Consider the following 22,046-nt stretch of genomic DNA (forward strand, 5'->3'; position numbering starts at 1 on the left):
GGGAGCGGAAAACGCGGCGCGACCATCAAGGCTTATTCGTAGCGGATATCGGCGTTGTAACTTTCACCACCGGGCTGGCCGTCGGCGCCCAGGCTGATCAGATCAAACGGACGCCCCTCGCCCGGCACCCGGTACTGCACCGGATTGCCCCACGGATCATTGAACTCGGCCGGCTTGGAATACGGGCCCAGCCAGCCCGGTACGCCTGCAGGCTGCGTCGACAGATCTTCCAACTTGGTCGGCAGACGGCCGGTGTCGAGCTTGTAGTTTTCCACCTTGCTCGCCAGGGTCTGGATCTGGGTCTTGCCGAGGTTGGCCTTGCCACGATCGGCGCCGCCCAGCACGCGACTGCCGACCAAGGTCAGCACTGCGCCGATCAGCACGATGACGATGATGATTTCCAACAAGCTCATGCCGGCCTGGCCTGCGCGCGACATGGGTTGTTTCAGGGTTCGCCTCATTTCTTCATCCTTCGCAAAAACTCAGGGATTAACCAATGGCATTGGTCAGGTCATACAGCGGCACCAGTACCGCGATGATGACCATGCCTACCACCGACGCCAACAACAAGGTGATCACCGGCACCAAGGCCGCCAACATGCGGTCGATGGCGCGGGCAGTTTCCTGCTCAAACGTATCGGCGGTCTTGAGCAACATGCTTTCCAGCGTGCCGGATTCCTCGCCAACCTGGATCATCTGCAGGGCCAGGCGCGGGAAGCGCCCATTGCGGCCCAACGACGAGGCCAGCCCGGCACCGTTTTTCACTGCCTCGGCGGCTTCACTCACGTCAGCGACCAAGGCGCGGTTGCCAAGCACGTTGCGGGCAATACCCAGCCCAGCCAGCAACGGCACACCATTGCGCAGCAAGGTGCCAAGCGTGCGCGCAAGCCGCGCGCTCTCCAGCTTGGCAACCAGCCCACCAATCATCGGCCGCTTCAACAGCCAGGTATCAAAGCCCAGGCGGAATACCGGATCGCGGCGTTTGCGTTCAACCCAAAGCAGCAACAGCGCAGGCACCACGATAAAGACCAACCAGCCCTTGCGGACCAGCAAGCCGACTTCCAGCACCACGCGGGTAAACCACGGCAGGGTCACATCGAGACTTTGGTACATCAGCGAGAACTGCGGCACCACATAGCCAAGCAGGAACAACAGGGCCAGACCTACCACCACCAGCAGGATGGCCGGATAGATCAGGGCGTTGATGACCCGCCCTTTCAGTTCCTGACTGCGCTCCAGATAGTCGGCCAGGCGCTGCAGGGTTTCGTGCAGGCTGCCGCCAGCCTCGCCCGCGCGCACCATGTTCACGTAGAGCCGCGAGAACAGGCCGTGCTGGCGCTCCAATGCCTGCGACAACGGCGCGCCGCCACGTACGCTGTCGCGGATGTCGGCAATCACCCGTTGCGAGCGCTGGTCTTCCGGTGTTTCCATCAGGATCGACAAGGCCCGGTCCAAGGGCTGCCCGGCGCTCAACAGGGTTGCCAGCTGCTGGGTGAACTGGACCAGGGTGGCACCGGCAAACGGACGTTGCCGCCATTGCTTCCAACCGCCACCCTCGAATGCCGAGCCGGTTGCCGGCCTGGCTTCCACCGGCAGATGACCCTGCTCCTGCAGGCGCGCGATCACCTCGCCTTCGTTGGCCGCATCCATTTGCCCTTCGAGCAGGTCGCCGCGGGCATCCAGTGCCTTGTAACGGTACCGCGGCATCAGTGCTTCCGCTCCGGATGAACGTAATGGCTCATGCGTCCTCCGTCACCCGCAATACTTCTTCCAGCGTGGTCTCACCGCGCAGGGCCTTGCCGATGCCGTCTTCGTACATGGTGCGCATGCCGGCCTTGCGCGCGAGCTGTTCGATCTCGCCCATGCCCGCCTTGCGCATCACTGCGTTGCGCAAGGAATCGTCCATCACCAGGAACTCGACGATGGTGGTGCGGCCCAGGTAACCGGTGGGCGCCTGTGCCGAGGGCTGTGCGCGGTACAGATGGATATCGCCTTGCGGCTGGAAGCGGCGCAGACCAAAGCGCTCCACTTCTTCGTCCGACGCACGGTAGCGCTGCGCATGGGTCGGCTCCAACCTGCGCACCAGACGCTGGGCAAGGATGCCGTTGATGGTGGACGTGAGCAGGTAGTCTTCCACGCCCATGTCCAGCAAACGGGTAATACCACCAGCGGCGTTGTTGGTATGCAGGGTGGACAGCACCAGGTGGCCGGTAAGCGCGGACTGGATGGCGATGCGTGCGGTTTCCAGATCGCGCATTTCGCCGATCATGATGATGTCTGGGTCCTGGCGCACGATGCTGCGCAGGGCGTTGGCGAAATCCAGCCCGATCTGCGGCTTGGCCTGGATCTGGTTGATGCCTTCCAGCTGGTACTCCACCGGGTCTTCGACGGTGATGATCTTGACCTTGTCGGTATTGAGCTGGTTCAACGCGGTGTATAGCGTGGTGGTCTTGCCCGAGCCGGTGGGGCCGGTAACCAACAGGATGCCGTGCGGCTGCTCCAACACCTTGCGGAACTTCGGGAGGAAATCCTCGCTGAAACCCAGCCGCTGGAAATCAAACACCACCGCTTCGCGGTCGAGCAGGCGCATCACCACACTTTCGCCATGTGCAGTTGGCATGGTGCTCACGCGCAGGTCCAGTTCCTTGCCCTGTACCCGCAGCATGATGCGGCCATCCTGCGGCAGGCGGCGTTCGGCGATATTGAGCTTGGCCATGATCTTGATGCGGCTGATCACCGCCGCAGTGAGATTGACCGGCGGGCTCTCGCCATCGACAAGCACACCATCAACCCGATAACGCACCTTCAAGCGGTTCTCGAACGGCTCGACGTGGATATCCGATGCGCGCAGTTCCACCGCACGCTGGATCAACAGATTGACCAGACGGATGACCGGTGCTTCCGACGCGAGGTCACGCAGATGCTCGATGTCGTCCAGCGGCGCCAGCTCACCATCGGTGGTTTCCAGAATGGTGCCCATCGCGGTGCGGCCTTGCCCATACCAGCGCTCGATCAGCTCATCCACTTCGCTGCGCACACCAACTACCGGCGCAACCTCGCAACCGGTAGCCAAGCGGATCGCATCGGTTGCGTAGCCGTCCTGTGGATCGGCCATCCACAACAGGATGCGGCCGCGCTGTTCACCCAGCGGCAGCACCAGAAACTGCTTCAGGAAGCGCAACGGCACCGGCTCGGCACCTTCCACCAATTCCGGTGGGTGTTCGGGCAGTTCGCGGGCGGCCAACAGCCGCAGCCCCAGTACTTTGGCACAGGCCTCGGCGTGGTCACGCTCGGACACCAGCCCCAACCGGGCCAGCAATACCAGCAGGTCGCCGCCGGACTCACCCTGCAGCTGACGGGCACGCTGCAGGTCAGCCTCTTTCAGCCGCCCCTGCGACAGCAGTTCGGTGACGATGCGATCGGCAGGTGATGGCGCAAGTTGGGCGTCGTGGGCTACCGCGTTCACGCAATCCTCCTGTGTTGGCTGAACTTTAGCAGTTCACACCCACGGGTCGTGCACATGAACCCGTACTACAGGCAAAAAGAACCCCGGCAGCGCCGGGGTTCCAAGGTCGCGCAGATGGTCAGAATTACTGACGGGCGACCAAGCTCACACCGCTATAGGAGCTCGCCCCCACCAGGGTGACGTAGTAAGTCCCGGCCTGCGGTGTATTGAAGCGCACCGTTTCACTGTTACCTGCGCGGGTGGACTTGGCGTCGAACGTAGTGCTGCTCGCCACCGCGTCGTAGCGGACATACACCGACACATCGCCGCTGCCGCCATAGGTCATGAAGGTCAGCACCTTGCCGGCCTCGGCCTGGAAGCTGTACACCGCCTCGCTGCCGCTGCTGCCGGCAATACCGGTCACGGCGACCTTGTTCACCAAAGCGGTCGCGTCCGGACCGCATTGCTCCACGTTGGGATCACATGGCGGCGTGGTCGCCTTTACCAATGCAGCGTTGATGTTGAGGATGCCAGCGCCGATCGGGGTGGAAGCCGGGATCGCTACCGGGAAGGGCGTGACGGTCTTTTTCAACAGGTCGCGCATCTGGTTCAGGGTCAGCGGCGTGTCGACCACGCTTTGCACCATTGCCACGGCAGCGGCCACATGCGGCGAGGCCATCGAGGTACCGCCCATGCCGCCGAGGATCCAGTTGGTCGGTTCCGGTGCCTGCTTGCCACCGTTGATCACCTGCCAGATGTAACCGTTCGGATTGCCGTCGCCTGCACCACCACCGCCCGGTGCCGACAGGTCCACGCGGGGGCCGTAATTGGAGTAATAGGCGCGTCCGCCGGCAATGCCGGTAGCACCGACGCTGATCACGTTGTTGCAGGATGACATGGTGTAGGTGGCGGCATTGGCGTTGTCGTTGCCCGCAGCCACCACTACGATGGCGCCCTTGCTGTTGGCCAGATCGATGGCCTCCTGGTACTCGGTCGGGCAGGCCGAGGGAGAACCACTGCCCAGGCTCATGTTGATCACTTCGGCAGGATTGGCGTTGAGCGGCAAACCAGGCACTTCACCACCTGCGGCCCAGATGATGCCGTCGGAAATATCGCTACCAAAACCACCACAGGAACCAAGCACGCGGACCGGCACTACCTTGGCCTTGTAGGCAAGGCCAGCCAGACCTCTGCCGTTGTTGGTTTCCTGGGCGATGGTGCCGGACACGTGGCTGCCATGCCAGGAACTGACATCGGCGGCGTGCGAGCCACCGGTAGCCCAGCCGGTGCAGTAGTTGGCTTCGACCCAATCACCCATATCCCAGCCACCGGCCACGCGTGCATCGGTGTCGCGGCGCGACACGCGCTTGTCGCTGATCATGTCGTAGCCGGGAATCACATTGTTCTGCAGGTCCGGATTACCCTGGACAATGCCGGTATCGATCACCGCCACCACCACACCTTCGCCCTGCGAGATGTCCCAGGCCTGCGGCGCACGTACGCCCGAGGTCGCATTGAAGAAGTTCCACTGGTACTGCGCGTAATTCGGGTCGGTCGGGACCATCGACGGTGCGACGTCGACCATGCGTTGGTACATGCGATCGATATCTGCACGCTCCACTGCTGGATTGGCCTTGAGCTCACGGACGAAGTCGGCCGCCTCCTGCGCGTTGAGCGCACGCGAGGTCTTGACCACACTCCAGCCAGGCGCGCCCATCCGACGCAGCAGCGCGGCCTGGACCGCTGGCTGCGCAGCCGCCCGGGAAGTCTTTGCCACCGCCCGGTCCAGGCCGGCACGCGATGCCGCTGCGCCAAGACCACGGTTGAGCGTGGCCGCATCACGCAGCTCGCTGGTGCCGGCCCGGTACTTCACCACGAACCGATAGCCACCGCTGCTGTCCACCGTGGACGAACTCAGGCCAATTACTTTCGCAGGTCCAATTTCTGCAGCAGATGCGGCAGGCACACCGATCGAAGCCATCAGTACGGCACCGGCAATCGCCAAACCAAGCTGGGTCTTCTTCTTCATGTCGGATCTCTCGTCTTGATAGAACAGGGATGGAACTCAACGCTGCATCGCTTTGCCGTCCTGGCTCGCAACAGCCGTACTGCGGGGGCAGCACAGCCACTACCGATGAACCTGGAAGCCCCCGCCGCAGCAGGCGGGGGCAAAAACCCAACCGCTTACCAGCCGAAGCCGGCGCCCACACCCACCGAGCTGTCGTCACTGGTGAAGGCACCACCCAAGGTGATGGTTGCGCGCTCACTGATGGCGCGTTGGTAGCCCACGGACAGCGCCGATTCGCCGCCCTGGTAACCGACACCCACGCCGACCCGGTTCTGCGTGCGTACACCCGCAGCGCTGGTCGCCATGTTCAACATGGCCGCACTCATCGCACCTTGACGATCAAGCCGGCGGTCAACATGACGCAGACGCTTGTCGATATCGCCACGGAAGATGTCGAAGCTGTCAGCCATGCCGCTGAACTTGGTATCGGTATAGGTATTGGCGGCAGTGATCCCGCTATCCAACTGCGCTTTGTTGACCGCATCGGTGGCCTGCGTACCAGCAGCAACACTGGTGATCTGCCGCTCGTGGCCGCTGCTACCGACCGACACGCTGTTGGCGCGATCGGCAATCGACCCCTGCCCCAAGGCGACCGCACCGGTTGCGGTGACGCTGGAGCCCTGACCAATCGCCGTACCCGAGGCAACACTGACGGTAGCTCCTTCGCCCATCGCCACCGCATTGGTGGCCGCCGCTGCGATGCTGGTATTGGCACCTACCGCGGTGCTGCCGTCGGCGTTGACGCGGGAGTTGCTGCCTATCGCGGTGTCGTTGGGGCCATGTGCATAGCTGTTGTTGCCGACCGCACTGCCGGCCACGCTGTTGGCCTTGGCCTGCTCGCCCAGCGCTACGCCGCCCGCAGTCGCCTCTCGCGGCCCATTGCCATTGCCATTGCCATTGCCATTGCCGTTGCCGTTGCCGTTGCCGTTGCCATTGCCGTTGCCGTTGCCATTGCCATTGCCGTTGCCGTTGCCGTTGCCATTCCCATTACTGGCAATACGGTTGTTGAGGGAGGTGACCTGACCATCGAGCGCCGACAACGCTGCACCCACGTTGTTGTAGCTGGCCCCCTGGATGACATAGGTCGGGGCTACAAACATACCCTGCATGCCAACGCCGGCACCGCCGCCGAGGAAGCTGGCCATATTGCCCAGTGACTGGAACAGCTGCCCGCCGTTGATGGCCTGCATGCTGCCAGCAGTGATGGCACCGGCTGCCACATTGTCCAGCGTGGTTCCCTGGACTCCTGCAAGGGTCAGCTTGTCGCGGCTGGCATCGTCGTAGGTCACCGCATTGGCGGTTACGCCTTCGATACTGCCGATCCGTCCATCAATGTCGGTAACGCGGGTTTCCACCGCACCGACGCGTTGGTTGGTGACATGCAATTGGCCGCCGGTCACCGCATCGCTGCTGCCTTCAGCGATACGCCCAGCACCGACATTGACGATGCGACGGGTTGCCGGGCCATTGGTCCCGGTGCCACCGCCCACCGACACCACATTGGCCTCCACCGCACGCGAGCCTGCGCCCAAGGCCACCGAGTTGGCACCAGAGACGCCGGCACCAGCACCGATAGCAACGCTGTTGACTCCGTTGCTGGCAAACGCGCCGTAGCCGATGGCGACACCATTGACTGCGGTGATCGAGGTCTGCCGGCCGAGTGCAGTGCTGTTGCTGGCCTTCGCTGCGGCATCCGCACCCACCGCGGTTGCCCCATTGGCACTGGCAGTACTGGAAGCGCCCAGCGCGGTACTGCGCTCGGCACTGGCAAGCGCTGCCGAGCCCGAAGCGACTGCATTGGTACCACTGGCAGTAGCCACGCCATCGCCGGTCGCGCGGAAGTACTTGTTGGTCTCCCCGGCAACGCCAGCCACAGCATCCAGCTGCGACTTGTTGACCGCATCGGTTGCTTCGGTACCGGCGGCGACATTGGTGATCTGACGCTCTGCGCCTACATCGCCAACCGACACCGCATTGTCACGACTGGCCACCGAACCGGAACCCAAGGCCACCGCGTTCTCACCACTGGCCTCACTGCCCATGCCAATCGCGGTGGTGCGTTGGCCAACTGCCCAGGCATTGGCACCAACTGCAGTTGCGTCATCGCCAAACGCCCAGCTGCCGCTGCCAATGGCTACCGCATTGGTCGCACCGATACCGAAGAAGCCAAAGCCGGTCTCGGCGCCATCACCAATCGCCAGACTGCCTTCGCCCAGAGCTGAGGCATTGCGGCCGACCGCAACGTTGCCGTCTTCATAGGCGGCTGCGTTGTAGCCGACTGCGGTGGTGCCCGCACCTTCGGCATAGCTCTGCGACCCGGTAGCGGTGCTGTAGTTGCCCAGTGCATTGGCCACCGCACCGCTGGCGGTGGATTGATCGCCCTTGGCGTAAGCACCAACGCCGGTTGCCGTTGCCGCAAAGCCTTCGGCATTGGCACTGGCACCGAGCGCGGTACCGCCAACACCGGCGCTGGTGGCACCGGTCTGCACCGGCGCACCGCCCACGTTGATCAGCGGATCACCGTTCGCATCCACCGCATTGCCGCCCACGGCCACCGCACCCGGTCCCATCGCCTGTGCGTTCTGGCCAAATGCGGCTGCATTCTGGCCGCTGGCCAAGGCGTTCATGCCGACTGCGGTTGCGCCATCAGCCAGCGCATTGGCGCCGCTGCCGTAAGCCGATGCACCGTTGCCGATGGCATTGGTCGCTTCGCCGGAAGCCGTGGCGTTGTCACCTTCGGCATACGCACCGGCATCGCTGTCGGCACTGCCGGTGGCCTTGAAGTACTTGGCCGTGGTCTGACCTTCCGCCGCGACTGCAGCTACTTCATCCAGCTGGTCCTTGTTGACCGCATCGGTGCCCTCGGTACCGGCTGCAACATTGGTGATCTGCCGCTCGGCACCTACGTCACCCACCGACACCGTGTTGGCGCGGCCGGCAATCGAGCCTGCACCCAGCGCCACCGAGTTGGTGGCGCCGGCTTCCGCACCGGTACCGATGGCCGTGCTCTGCTGACCAAAGGCCCAGGCGTTGGCGCCCACCGCAGTTGCATCATCACCGAACGCCCAGCTGCCGCTGCCAATCGCTACCGCGTTGGTCGCACCGATGCCGAAGAAACCAAAGCCGGTCTCGGCACCATCACCAATCGCCAAGCTGCCCTCGCCCAATGCCGACGCATTACGACCGACGGCGACGTTGCCGTCTTCATAGGCGGCTGCGTTGTAGCCTACCGCCGTCGTACCCACGCCCTCGGCGTAGCTCTGCGAACCGGTGGCAGTACTGAAGTTACCCACCGCATTGGCAACTGCACCGCTGGCGGTCGACTGATTGCCCTGCGCCCACGCGCCGACACCGGTAGCGGTAGCGGCGAAGCCCTCGGCATTGGCACTGGCACCGAGCGCGGTGCCACCGACACCGGCACTGGTGGCACCGGTCTGCACCGGCTGACCATTGGAGGTGATCAACGGATCGCCATTGGCATCCACCGCATTGCCACCAACAGCCACTGCGCCCGGGCCGGTGGCCTGTGCGTTCTGGCCGAAGGCTGCTGCGTTCTGGCCGCTGGCCACTGCATTCATACCGATTGCAGCCGCGCCGCTGGCCAAGGCGCTGGCACCGTTGCCGATCACGATGGCGCTTTCGCCGCTGGCCACGCTGTTGCTGCCCAGTGCGATTGCATTGTCACCATCAACCAGGTTGGCGAAGCCGAACGCGCTGCTGTTGGCGCCGTCCACCTGGTTGAAGTTACCGAACGCCGAGCTGTTGCTGCCGTTGGCGGTGTTCACATAGCCGACGGCACTGGAGTAATCACCGGCGGCGACGTTGTAGCTACCCACGGCGGTGCTCTGTGCACCGGAGGCCTCGGAGCCAACACCGGCGGCGGTTGCGCCGTCACCGCTGGCGACCGCATCGTCACTGCCATCGGCCGCACCATTGGCCTTGAAGTAGCGTCCGGCCAGTAGTGCACCTTCGGCTGCGGTATTGAGCTGATCCAGATTGACCGCATCGGTTCCTTCAGTACCGGCAGCCACATTGGTGATCTGCCGTTCGGCCCCCACATCGCCCACCGACACGGTGTTGTCGCGTCCAGCAATCGAGCCTGCACCCAGTGCCACCGAATTGGTGGAACCGGCTTCGGCGCCGGTGCCGATGGCGGTGCTCTGCTGACCGAAGGCCCAGGCATTGGCGCCGACAGCAGTTGCATCATCACCAAAGGCCCAGCTGCCGCTGCCGATCGCTACCGCATTGGTCGCGCCGATACCGAACAAACCAAAGCCGGTTTCGGCACCATCACCGATAGCCAGGCTGCCCGCACCCAAGGCCGACGCGTTGCGACCGACGGCGACATTGCCATCTTCATAAGCAGCTGCGTTGTAGCCGACTGCCGTGCTACCCACACCTTCTGCATAGCTCTGCGAGCCGCTGGCGGTGCTGTAATTGCCCAGTGCATTGGCAACCGCACCGCTAGCGGTGGACTGATCGCCCTTGGCATAGGCACCAACACCGGTTGCGGTGGCCGCAAAGCCCTCGGCATTGGCACTGGCACCGAGCGCGGTTCCGCCGACACCGGCACTGGTGGCACCAGTCTGCACCGGCGCACCGCCCACGTTGATCAGCGGATCACCGTTCGCATCCACCGCATTACCGCCCACGGCCACCGCACCCGGACCCATCGCCTGCGCGTTCTGGCCGAACGCGGCTGCGTTCTGGCCGCTGGCCAAGGCGTTCATGCCGACCGCGGTTGCGCCATCAGCCACAGCGTTGGCGCCGCTGCCGAAGGCAGATGCACCACTGCCAATCGCATTGGTGGCTTCACCGGCGGCAGTGGCGTTGTCGCCCTCTGCATAGGCGCCGGCATCGCTGTCAGCGCTGCCGGTTGCGGTGAAGTACTTGCTGGTGTTTCCAGCCACCGCAGCCACTTCATCCAGCTGGTTCTTGTTGACCGCATCGGTACCCTCGGTACCCGCGGCAACGTTGGTGATCTGGCGCTCGCTGCCGACATCACCCACCGACACGCTGTTCTCACGATCGGCCCAGGAGTTGGCACCGATGGCGACACTGTTGACCGCTTCGGCCACGGCGCTCTGGCCCAGTGCGGTGGAGTTGTCCGCATCGGCCCAGCTGTTGAAACCAATTGCAGTTGCATATTCACCCAAGGCCCAGGCGCCATTGCCGAATGCCGCAGCTCCGGTGCCCGAGGCCTCGGTGCTGATCAAGCCGCCGTAGGTGGTACCGCCGACTGCGGTCGACTCCTCACCCGATGCAATCGCCGATTCACCCACTGCGGTGGTGCTGGCGCCGGATGCTTCTGCAGCCAAACCCATCGCAACGCCGTAATCACCAATGGCCTGCGCGCCATAACCGACCGCCGAGGCGAGGTCGCCGGAGGCAACGGCATAGCTGCCAACCGCCGTGGTGCCGCGGCCACTGGCCTCCGCGCGGAAGCCACTGGCCAGCGCCTGCTGGCCGGACGCGACCGCCTGCGTACCTTGTGCCGTAGCGAACGCACCCGAGGCCTCCGCACCTGCACCCAAAGCACTGCTGCTGTCGCCACTGGCAACGCTTCCGGAGCCAATAGCAACTGCATCGTCTGCATCAGCCAAGGCGCCATCGCCGATCACCACACTGCCGTCACCGCTGGCAACGCTGTTGCTGCCCAAGGCAATTGCATTGGCACCATCGACCAGGTTGGCCATGCCGAACGCACTGCTGTTTTCGCCGTCCACCTGGTTGAAGTTGCCTACCGCTGAGCTGTTCGTGCCATTGGCGGTGTTCACATAACCAACCGCGCTGGAGTAATCACCGGCAGCAACGTTGTAGCTGCCAACTGCGGTGCTCTGCGCACCGCTGGCCAGCGAACCCACACCGGCGGCGGTTGCACCATCGCCGCTTGCCACCGCGTCGTCACTGCCATCGGCAGCGCCATTGGCCTTGAAGTAGCGCGCGGTCAACTCCGCGCCATCAGCCACGGCATTGAGCTGGTCGACATTGACCGCGTCACTGCCTTCGGTACCGGCAGCAACATTGGTGATCTGCCGCTCGGCGCCTTCGGCCCCAACCGACACGCTGTTGGCACGATCTGCCAGCGAATTCGCGCCCAAGGCAACACTGTTGGCGGCGCGGGCGGTGGCGTTCGCACCCAGCGCGGTGCTGTCTGCGCCAAGGCTGGTGCTGTAGAAGCCTACTGCCGTGCTGTTGGCGCCGCTGGCCCAACTCTCCGCGCCCAGTGCACTGGCGTTGTCGCCGGCCGCATAGGCGAAGTAGCCGACAGCGGTGCTTTCCGCCCCTGCGGCTTCGCTCAGTGCGCCTGATGCCAGCGCATAGTCCCCGGAGGCAATCGCGCCAGCACCCAGCGCCGTGGACGCTTCGCCACTGGCCTGTGTATCAACGAAGAAACCCAGCCCCGGGATGAGATCGATCGGGCCACCGACTGCGACGCTGCTGGTGCCCGACGCTGCACTCTGGCTACCTACCGACGTGCTGTAGTCGCCGGTTGCATTGGCTACCGCACCAAATGCGGAGGACTGCGCGCCCTGCGCGAAGGCGCCAAGACCAGCGGCGGTGGCGGCGAAGCCTTCCGCACTGGCACTGGCACCAAGCGCGGTACCGCCGAGACCGGCGCTGGTCGCACCGGTCGTTACCGGCTGTCCGCCAAAGGTGATCAAGGGATTGCCATCGGCATCGACTGCATTGCCACCCACGGCGACTGCTGCTGGACCGGTGGCCTCGGCGTTCTGGCCAAACGCGGCACTGTTCTGGCCAGTGGCCAAGGCGTTCATGCCGACTGCAGTTGCACCGTTGGCGACAGCATTGGCACCGTTGCCATAGGCCGAAGCGCCATTGCCGATCGCATTGCTGGCTTCACCCGCCGCCGTCGCTGCGTCGCCTTCCGCATACGCACCGGCATCACTGTCGGCGCTACTGCTTGCCTTGAAATATTTTCTGGTGTTTTCAGCAACCGCTGCGACTTCGTCCAGCTGCGACTTGTTCACCGCGTCGGTGTCTTCGGTGCCGGCAGCGACATTGGTGATCTGCCGTTCGCTGCCGACATCACCTACCGACACGCTGTTCTCGCGATCGGCCCAGGAATTGGCACCGATGGCGACGCTGTTGACTGCAGCAGCGGTGGCGCTTTGACCGAGCGCGGTGGAGTTGTCGGCGTCGGCCCAGCTGTTGAAGCCAATCGCGGTGGCGTACTCACCTATCGCCCACGCACCGTTGCCAAATGCCGACGCGCCGGTGCCCGACGCCTCGGTGCTGATGAAGCCACCGAAGGTGGTGCCACCAACCGCAGTGGATTCTTCACCCGAAGCGATAGCCGATTCGCCTACGGCCGTGGTGCTGGTAGCCGAGGCGGAAGCGCCCAGGCCCATCGCAACACCGTAGTCGCCACTGGCGTCAGCGCCATAACCCACTGCGGAAGCGAGGTCACCAGAGGCTGAGCTGTAGGCACCAAGCGCGGTGGTGCCGCGACCACTGGCATCGGCACGGAAACCGTTGGCCGTTGCCTGCTGCCCGGAGGCGAGCGCTTGACTGCCCTGCGCGGTTGCAAAGGCACCCGAGGCTTCAGCATCACTGCCAACGGCCGTGCTGCCCTGCTCGCTGGCCACACTGCGCGAACCCACTGCAGTGGCGTCATCGGCTGCCGCATAGGCGCCGTCACCAATCACCACACTGCCTTCGCCGCTGGCGATGCTGTTGCTGCCCAGCGCAATCGCGTTGGCACCGTCCACCAGATTGCCGGAGCCGAAGGCGCTGCTGTTGGCGCCATCAACCTGGTTGAAATTGCCAACTGCCGAACTGTTCTCGCCGTTGGCGGTATTCACATAACCAACCGCGCTGGAGTAGTCGCCAGCGGCCACGTTGTAGCTACCCACCGCGGTGCTTTCCACGCCGCTTGCCAGCGAGCCAACACCCGCAGCCATCGCACCCTCACCACTGGCCACCGCATCATCGCTGCCATCGGCAGCGCCATTGGCCTTGAAGTAGCGACCGGCTAACAGCGCGCCGTCTGCAGCTGCATTGAGTTGATCGAGGTTCACCGCATCGGTACCGGCGGTACCGGCGGCAACATTGCTGATCTGACGCTCGTTTCCAGCCGAACCGACCGACACCGTATTGGCGCGATCAGCGATGGAGCCTGCACCCAGTGCCACACTGCCAGCGGCAGAGGCCACCGTTCCAGCGCCAATGGCGACTGCATTCGTACCCGAGGCATCGGCGCTGCTGGCGATGGCGCAATCCACCAGGGTCGCACTGCCGAGCACGATGCACTGCGCGTTGCCGCCCACTTCCACCGACTGTGCCTGTGCCGCGGTTACCCAGGCACCTGCTCCTAGACCCAACGCAACGGCAACCGACAAGGCTTGCAGGCGCAACCCGGCGCTATGCCGCTCATCCATGACCACACCGGCCGAGCTGGACGATGCCAACTCCGACGCCACCACCAACTGCCCCAATGCCTTGTTCCATACCTTGCGGTAGATCCGGTTCATCGCTGCTGCTCCTCAAGTGGACGGGTTTTTTCCTTGCAGAAACGCGCCATCGCTGAGCCGTACGTGCCCTGCGATCCCCCTGTGGTGTTGTGGTCCCGGTCCCGGTACAGCTGGGCACGTGAGGCTCACGCCTGTCGTGGTCTACCCCCCTAACTCCATACCTGTCGGGTGACTACGGGATGGATGGAGTCTTAATCGACGATTCATGATTCGTCAAATATTTGGCTTGAAAACAAGTTTTGTGAGGAACTCCACAAATCTCTCAATTTAGTGAGATCTTCAAAAAAATTACTTCTGAAACAGTTGCCTAGTCGCGACTGCGCGCTGAGGTATCGATTTCAGCTCCGCGGAAGATGAAGGCGTTAAGCTTCCCGCAGGCCTTGGGCTGCGGGCCTTTAGCTGATCTCAACGCGCCCACGAAACAAATGGATTCATCTTCCTTAAAAGAGGGGAACAGTTGCATTGCAGCAAGGTCAGTTGCGCCAATTGCCACCGGCCGAAGCGCGAAACGACCAGATAGATCTCACGGAAACGTCAAGTCTCTGCCGCGCCTTGCCGACAGAGGCTCAGCGTGATGCTCGCCAGAGCGGTCACAAGACGATGATTCACTCGAACCGCAGGATGCCTGTGGCTGCGGCGCTCCCAATCGAGACCCTTACGAAGCTCTTCGGCTTTCGGATACAGCCGGGCGACGGGTTACAAATCGGCACTGCAGAATAAAAAAAGCCCGCAGACCTTGGCCTGCGGGCTTCTTCAAACTTCAATGTGCAGCAATGAAGCTTCTGCTTCCTTACCTGCTCAGCCGCACCATACTCGCGCGTTGCGGAACATCCGCAGCCACGGCGAATCTTCGCCCCAGCTGCTCGGCGCCCAGCTCAGGTTGATGCTGCGCGGAGTACGCTCCGGGTGCGGCATCAGGATGGTGACGCGGCCATCGGTGGTGGTCAGGCCGGTGATGCCATCAGGCGAACCGTTCGGATTCAGCGGGTACTGGGTGGCCACGCGGCCGTCACCATCGACGTAGCGCAGCGAGATGCTGGCAGCGGCCTGGTCTACCGCGCTGTCGAACTCGGCGCGGCCTTCGCCGTGTGCCACCGCAACCGGCAGGCGCGAGCCGGCCATGCCACGCAGCAGGATCGACGGCGACTCGACGATCTCCAGCAATGCGGTACGTGCTTCGAACTGCTCGCCGGCATTGCGCAGGAACTTCGGCCAGTGTTCGGCACCGGGAATGATGTCCTTGAGCTGGCTCATCATCTGGCAACCGTTGCACACGCCCAGCGCGAAGGTATCCGGGCGCGCGAAGAAGGCCGCGAAGGCCTCACGCAGTACCGGACGCTCGAGGATGGAGGTTGCCCAGCCGCGGCCTGCGCCCAGCACGTCGCCGTAGCTGAAACCGCCGCAGGCAGCGATGCCGCGGAAGTCGCTCAGCTGCACGCGGCCTTCGATCAGGTCGCTCATGTGCACGTCGTAGGCGTCGAAGCCAACGCGCTCGAAGATGTTGGCCATTTCGATCTGGCCGTTGACGCCCTGCTCGCGCAGGATCGCTACCTTCGGTCGTGGGCCACTGGCAATGAACGGTGCGGCGACATCGTCGGCCGGATCGAATGCCAGCTTCGGCTTCAGGCCCGGGGCGTTGAAGTTGCGCGCGATGGCGCGTTCCTGATCAGCCGCATCCGGGTTGTCACGCAGCTTCTGCATGGCGTGGGTGACCGACCACCAGGCATCGAACAATTCTTCCCAGCGCCATTCCACCACGCTGTCGCCGGCCAGCTGCACGCGTACCACCGGTGCGGTGGTCGGGCGGGCGATGCGCTGTGCACATTCGGTCAGTGCGTGGCGTTCGACCAGATCGGCAAACGCAGCGCGGTCTTCCTTGGCGATCTGCACCACGGCGCCCAGCTCTTCGTTGAACAGGCTGCGGAACGGATCATCGCCCCAGGCATCAAGCACGATGTCCAGGCCCATGCGCGAGGCGAATGCCATTTCGCACAGTGCAGCGAAAGCACCGCCGTCGCTGCGGTCGTGGTAAGCCAGCAACAGGCCGGATTCACGTGCATCGCAGATCAGTTCAAAGAACGCGCGCAGACGTTGCGGGTCGTCCAGATCCGGCACTTCACCGGCGAATGCCGGCAGCGCGCTGTGATCGGCCTGGGTCTGCGCCAGGATCGAACCGCCCAGACGCTGCTTGCCAGCGCCCAGGCCAATCAGCCACAACTCGCTTTCGGTTTCGCGGTCGAGCAGCGGCGTGAGCTGCTGGCGGGCATCGCTGACCGGGGCGAACGCGGTGATCACCAGCGATACCGGCGACACCGACTTCTCGGCCTGGCCATCGGCCTGCCACTGCGCCTGCATCGACAGCGAGTCCTTGCCCACCGGGATGCTGATATCCAGCTGCGGGCACAACTCCATGCCGACGGCCTTGACTGCGTCGTACAGCAGCGCGTCTTCGCCGTTGTGGCCGCAGGCGGCCATCCAGTTGGCGGAGAGCTTGACAGTATCCAGCGCGGTCACCGGTGCAGCGCACAGGTTGGTGATGGCTTCGCCCACCGCCATGCGCGCCGATGCAGCAGCGTTCAACAGTGCCAGCGGCGTGCGCTCACCCAGCGACATCGCTTCGCCGGCATAGGTATCAAACCCAGCCAGGGTGATCGCGACGTCCGCCATCGGCAGCTGCCACGGGCCGATCATCTGCTCGCGCGCAGTCAAACCACCCACGCTGCGGTCGCCGATGGTGACCAGGAAGCTCTTCGAGGCCACGGTCGGGTGTGCCAGCACACGCAGACCGGCGTCATGCAGATCGATGCCGGCCGTCTTCAGCGACGGCCAGCGTGGTGCCGGCGGATGCACGGCATCGCGGTGCATCTTCGGCGCCTTGCCGAACAGCACGTCCATCGGCAGATCGATCGGCGCATCAGCCGGGGTGTTGCCCGGGGTCGCGCCATAGGCCACGACCAGGTGTTCTTCACTGGTTGCAACACCAACGGCGGCGAACGGGCAGCGTTCGCGCGCGCAGATGGCGGCGAATTCGGCCAGACGCTCCTGCGCCACGCCGAGTACATAACGTTCCTGCGACTCGTTGCACCACAGTTCCAACGGCGACAGCGAGGGATCGTCGGTGGGCACCTTGCCCAGGTCGATCACGCCGCCCACATTGGAGTCGTGCAGCAGTTCCGGAATGGCGTTGGACAGGCCACCGGCGCCGACGTCATGGAAGAACTTGATCGGGTTGTTGCTGCCCATGGCCACGCAACGGTCGATCACTTCCTGGCAGCGGCGTTCCATTTCCGGGTTGTCGCGCTGCACGCTGGCGAAGTCGAGGTCTTCGGCGCTTTCGCCCGAGGCCACCGACGAGGCCGCACCGCCGCCCAGGCCAATCAACATGGCCGGGCCGCCGAGCACGATCACCGCGTCGCCAGCCTGCAGTTGCAGCTTGTCGACCTGCACGCGATCAATCGCGCCCAGGCCGCCAGCCAACATGATCGGCTTGTCGTAGGCGCGGGTGATGCCGTCTTCCGGCAGCTCGAAGCTACGGAAGTAACCGAGCAGGTTCGGGCGGCCGAATTCGTTGTTGAACGCGGCGCCGCCGAGCGGGCCGTCGAGCATGATGTCCAAGGCCGGCGCCATGCGCGGGTTCAGCGCGCGCGGCGCTTCCCACGGCTGCGGCAGGGTCGGGATGCGCAGGTGCGAGACCGAGAAACCGGTCAGGCCAGCCTTGGGCTTGCCACCACGGCCGGTGGCGCCTTCGTCGCGGATTTCACCGCCGGCGCCGGTTGCGGCACCCGGGAATGGCGCGATCGCGGTCGGGTGGTTATGCGTTTCCACCTTGATCTGGAAGGCACTGGGCAGCTCCGCTTCGCTGCGGTATTTGCCGGTGGCCGGGTCCGGGCGATAGCGCGCAGCCGGCTCACCTGCCACCACCGCCGCATTGTCGCTGTACGCGCTAAGCGTGTGCTGCGGGGTCTGCTGGTGGGTGTGCTTGATCATCTTGAACAGCGAGCGTTCCTGCTCGTTGCCATCGATGGTCCAGCTGGCGTTGAAGATCTTGTGCCGGCAATGCTCGGAGTTGGCCTGCGCGAACATCATCAGTTCGACGTCGGACGGATCACGACCAAGTTCGCTGTAACGCTGGCGCAGGTAATCGATCTCGTCATCGGCCAGGGCCAGACCGAGGCGCTTGTTGGCGCCTTCCAGGTCGTCCAGCGCGATGCGCTCCAGGCTGCCGCGGCCGACGTGGTTGAACAGCGCCTGGGCCTGCTCGATGTCGGCCAGCAGCGACTGGGTCATCGGATCGTGCAGCAGCTTGGCCAACGCGGCCTGCTGCGCCGGATCAGTCGGCCAACCGCTCAGGTCGATGCGGGTACCGCGCTCGACGCGCTGGATCGGCAGGCCGGCACCGCGTACCAGCTCGGTGGCCTTGCTCGACCACGGCGACAGCGTGCCCAGGCGCGGCACCACGTAGCGCGAGATTGCGCCTTCGGCGCGCTCGGCGGCCTGTGGCTGGCCCTGCAGGATGCGACCCAGCGTGGTCAGGTCGACCGCGCCGGCATCGGCAGCTTGGGTGAAATAGACGTGCCAGGCACCGGTGATGCGCAGATCGGCGGCAATGGACTGCAGGCGGGATTCAAGACGTTCGCGGCGGAACGGCGAAAGGGCAGCTGCGCCCTCGAGGACGATCATGTCCGGGAGACCATGGTGGGAATCGGCCCGCGATTGTACCGGACTCGGCCGCCCCAAGCCTCAGCGCCCGGGCTACTGGAAGTCCTCAAGGATGACGCGGTTCACACCGACAGCCCACTGCGCAGGGCAAACCGCAGCATCGATTTTGACAACGTTATCCTCAATCAGCCGGCACCTGCGTGCCGGTTCAGCGACCCAGATCCGGGCCCAGCAAGCATTCCCCGCCGCCCCAAGGCCGGGCGCAACCGCGTCCGCCGCGCCGAAGGCGTGCCCCAAAACACCGCACGACCAACGGAAAAAGCACCCGCCAACCGCAGAAGGAGACCCACCATGAAGGACCATCCCGCAGGCCCTTTCCGGCCCCGATACACCCGCCAGCCCAGCCACAGCGCTCGGCTGGGCTGGGCACTGGCCCTGGTATTCGCTTCAACCAGCGTCCTACCGACGGCTCAGGCAGCCAACTGCGCGGGGGTAAAACCCTGGCTGGGAACGACCATCTACCAGCCCGGCGACACCTTGCAAAAGGACGGCGTGCTGTACCAGGCACGCCAGACCATCTGGAACGCGCCACCCGATCATCCAGCTGGCCGCCACTATTACGACAACCTGGGCCGCTGCGATGACGGCACGCCGGCCGCCAACCAGCCGCCGCAGGTCCGCCTGACCTCACCCAGCACGGGCAGCACGTTCAGCGCCGGCAGCACCATCACCTTCAGTGCTGCTGCGACCGACAGCGACGGCAGCATCCGCAAGGTCGAGTTCTTCCGCAACGGCCATTCCGTGGGCAGCGTCAGCAGCGCCCCTTACAACCTCGCCTGGCATAACGCCGCAGCAGGCAACTACCTGCTCAGCGCCATCGCCACCGATGACCGCAATGCCAGCACCACCTCGGCCACGGTCAGCGTGACTGTCGCCACGCCGGACAAGGACAGCACCGCACCCTCGATCCCAGACGGGCTCAGCGTGCAAGCACTCACCCCGACCAGCATTGCGTTGCGCTGGAACGCCGCCAGCGACAATCCCGGCGGCAGTGGCATCGCCGCCTATGACCTGTATCGTGACGGCATGCAGATCGCCTCGATTGCCAGCACCCTGCATACCGATACCGCGCTGACCCCAGCTACCAGCTATCGCTATGCCGTACGCGCCCGCGACAAAGCAGGCAACGCCTCCGCCCTCAGCTCCGCGGTCAGCACCAGTACGCCGCCCGAGGACACTGGCGGAGGTGATCCAGGCGAGCCGAGCACCCCTAGCAAGCGGGTGATCGGCTACTTCACCCAATGGGGCATCTATGACCGCAATTACCGGGTCAAGAACATCGACAGCAGCGGTTCGGCGGCACGCCTGACCCACATCAACTACGCCTTCGGCAACGTCCGCAACAACCGCTGCGAAGTTGGCATCACCCAGGCCGCTGATCCGGCCAGCGGTGCTGGCGGCGATGCCTATGCCGACTACACCCGCAGCTTTGGCGCCAGCGAAAGCGTCAGCGGTGTCGCCGACCAGTGGAACCAACCACTGCGCGGCAACTGGAACCAGTTAAAGCAACTCAAGGCCAAGCACCCACAACTGAAAACGCTGATTTCGCTGGGCGGCTGGACCTGGTCACGCGGCTTCTCCAGCGCCGCGCGTGCAGAGAACCGCCAGGCCTTTGTCGCCTCCTGCATTGATGCGTATATCAGGGGCAACCTGCCGTTCACCGACCATGCCGGCGGCAACGGCGTTGCGGCGGGCGTGTTCGATGGCATCGACATCGACTGGGAATACCCGGCCGCCTGCGGCCTGGGCTGCGGCACACCGGCCGACCGCGACAACTTCACCGCCCTGCTGGCCGAGTTCCGCCGCCAGCTGGACGCGGTACGTCCGGGCCTGCTGCTGACCGTGGCGGTGGGTGCCGGCATCGACAAGATCCGACCAACCGACCCTGCCGCCTATCACCGCCATCTGGATTTCATCAACGTGATGACTTACGACTTCCATGGCGCCTGGGCCGGCACCACCAACCACCACACCGCCCTGTTCCACTCCCCGGCAGATCCTTCAACCGGTGACGCCGCGCTGTACAACAGCAACGACGCCATCGAGGCCTATCTGCAACGCGGCGTGCCTGCGGCCAAGTTGAACCTCGGCGTCGGCTTCTACGGCCGTGGCTGGACCAAGGTTACGCGTACCAACAATGGCCTGTACCAGAACGGGCGACCAGCGCCTGGCAAGTACGAGACCGGCATCGAGGAATGGAAGGTGCTCAAGAACCTCGGCTGGCCGGTGTACACCGACCCGGTCGCGCAGGCCACCTGGCTGTACGACGGCAACACCTTCTGGAGCGTGGATACACCGGAGATGCTTGGCCGCAAGATGGCCTACGTCAAAGCCCAAGGCTTGGGCGGCGCGTTCTTCTGGGAGTTCAGCGGTGACGACGCCCAGGGCACCCTGGTCAACAGCGTCAGCCACGGCCTGAAGTAAGCAGCTGCCAAAACCACAACGCCCCTCGCGTTACCGGGAGGGGCGTTGTCTGTTCAAGCCTTGGCGGGCGACGCTATCAGCGGCTGCCGCCGGCTTCGATACGGTCCAACGCTGCCTTGAGCTGTGCCGGCGGCAGATAACCACCAAGCTGGCTGCCATCGGCGGCAAAAATCGCCGGAGTACCGTTGATGCCCAACTGCTGTCCGAGGTTGTACTGCATGGCCACCGGATTGGTGCAGTTCTTGGCCGGAACCGGCTGGCCGGTCTTGGCTGCGGTCAACGCGGCCTTGCGGTCGCTGGCACACCAGACCGAGATCATGTCGGTAGCATCCTTGCTGGCCAGGCCCATGCGCGGGAACGCAAGGTATTCCACGGCGATGCCGTTGCGGTTCAGCTCGGCGATGTCCTGGTGCAGCTTGCGGCAGTAGCCGCACTCGATATCCGTGAACACGCTGATGGTGTGCTTGGCGTTCGGCGGCGCAAACACGATGCGGTCCGCATGCGGCAGCGAGGACAGCAGGTTGCGGCGGTAGGCCAGCAGACCGGCGCTGGTGGCCTGGGCCTTCTTCTCGATGTCGTAGGGCGTGCCCTGCAGCAGATAACGACCGTCATCGGTCACGTACAGCACCTGCCCGGACACCAACACCTCACGGAAACCGGCAAACGGCGCCGCGCCGATGTATTCCGGCTTGAGGTTGGGATCAAGCTGCTTGAGGGCATCGCGCACCTGCTTTTCGACTGCGGCATCGGCCGGCGAGGCGGCGGCACTGGCAGCGGCTTTGGGTGCTGCTGGCTGTTGCGCGCAGGCGGTAAGGCTGAGCGCGCCAAACAGCGCGGCAATGGCAAATCGGAACATGGCGACCCATCGAAAGAGAACACGGGGATTCTCGCACAC

At 64.4% G+C, this 22,046-nt stretch carries 8 protein-coding genes; 1 reads left to right on the top strand and 7 read right to left on the bottom strand.

Annotated elements, in window-relative coordinates:
• Positions 1-32: 32 nt before the first annotated feature.
• The 6 genes from gspG to purL all read right to left on the bottom strand — a co-directional run bounded on the left by gspG (position 33) and on the right by purL (position 18,688).
• Entirely contained in the window at positions 33-461 is a 429-nt protein-coding gene (gene gspG, locus ACVOMB_RS04455; protein WP_481530065.1) for a type II secretion system major pseudopilin GspG, read from the bottom strand.
• 28 nt (positions 462-489) lie between these two features.
• Entirely contained in the window at positions 490-1,707 is a 1,218-nt protein-coding gene (gene xpsF, locus ACVOMB_RS04460; protein ID WP_481530066.1) for a type II secretion system protein XpsF, read from the bottom strand.
• 31 nt (positions 1,708-1,738) lie between these two features.
• A complete protein-coding gene (gene gspE / locus ACVOMB_RS04465) occupies positions 1,739-3,466 on the bottom strand; it encodes a type II secretion system ATPase GspE (RefSeq protein ID WP_481530067.1) in 1,728 nt (575 codons plus the stop codon).
• A 124-nt stretch (positions 3,467-3,590) separates the two neighbouring features.
• Positions 3,591-5,474 (bottom strand): S8 family serine peptidase, encoded by a 1,884-nt coding sequence (locus ACVOMB_RS04470; RefSeq protein WP_481530068.1) that lies wholly within the window; start codon positions 5,472-5,474, stop codon positions 3,591-3,593.
• Positions 5,475-5,629: 155 nt separating this feature from the next.
• Positions 5,630-14,008, bottom strand: coding sequence for an ESPR-type extended signal peptide-containing protein (locus tag ACVOMB_RS04475; RefSeq protein WP_481530069.1), 8,379 nt, complete (start codon positions 14,006-14,008; stop codon positions 5,630-5,632).
• 798 nt (positions 14,009-14,806) lie between these two features.
• Positions 14,807-18,688, bottom strand: coding sequence for a phosphoribosylformylglycinamidine synthase (gene purL / locus ACVOMB_RS04480; protein WP_481530070.1), 3,882 nt, complete (start codon positions 18,686-18,688; stop codon positions 14,807-14,809).
• Between the two features lie 330 nt (positions 18,689-19,018).
• Between purL and ACVOMB_RS04485 the strand changes: the two genes are divergently transcribed.
• Positions 19,019-21,151 (top strand): glycosyl hydrolase family 18 protein, encoded by a 2,133-nt coding sequence (locus ACVOMB_RS04485; protein WP_481530071.1) that lies wholly within the window; start codon positions 19,019-19,021, stop codon positions 21,149-21,151.
• A 76-nt stretch (positions 21,152-21,227) separates the two neighbouring features.
• Here ACVOMB_RS04485 and ACVOMB_RS04490 read toward each other — a convergent pair whose 3' ends face one another.
• Positions 21,228-22,007: a DsbC family protein gene (locus tag ACVOMB_RS04490; protein ID WP_481530072.1), complete on the bottom strand. Its 780-nt coding sequence runs from the start codon at positions 22,005-22,007 to the stop codon at positions 21,228-21,230.
• Positions 22,008-22,046: the final 39 nt, after the last annotated feature.

The organism is Stenotrophomonas sp. STEN018, assembly GCF_056760235.1.

Excerpts from the sequence above, each read along its gene's own strand:
- gspG (WP_481530065.1), bottom strand. The coding sequence starts at position 461 with ATGAGGCGAACCCTGAAACAACCCATGTCGCGCGCAGGCCAGGCCGGC.
- purL (WP_481530070.1), bottom strand. The coding sequence starts at position 18,688 with ATGATCGTCCTCGAGGGCGCAGCTGCCCTTTCGCCGTTCCGCCGCGAA.
- ACVOMB_RS04475 (WP_481530069.1), bottom strand. The coding sequence starts at position 14,008 with ATGAACCGGATCTACCGCAAGGTATGGAACAAGGCATTGGGGCAGTTG.
- xpsF (WP_481530066.1), bottom strand. The coding sequence starts at position 1,707 with ATGCCGCGGTACCGTTACAAGGCACTGGATGCCCGCGGCGACCTGCTC.
- ACVOMB_RS04485 (WP_481530071.1), top strand. The coding sequence starts at position 19,019 with ATGAAGGACCATCCCGCAGGCCCTTTCCGGCCCCGATACACCCGCCAG.
- ACVOMB_RS04490 (WP_481530072.1), bottom strand. The coding sequence starts at position 22,007 with ATGTTCCGATTTGCCATTGCCGCGCTGTTTGGCGCGCTCAGCCTTACC.
- ACVOMB_RS04470 (WP_481530068.1), bottom strand. The coding sequence starts at position 5,474 with ATGAAGAAGAAGACCCAGCTTGGTTTGGCGATTGCCGGTGCCGTACTG.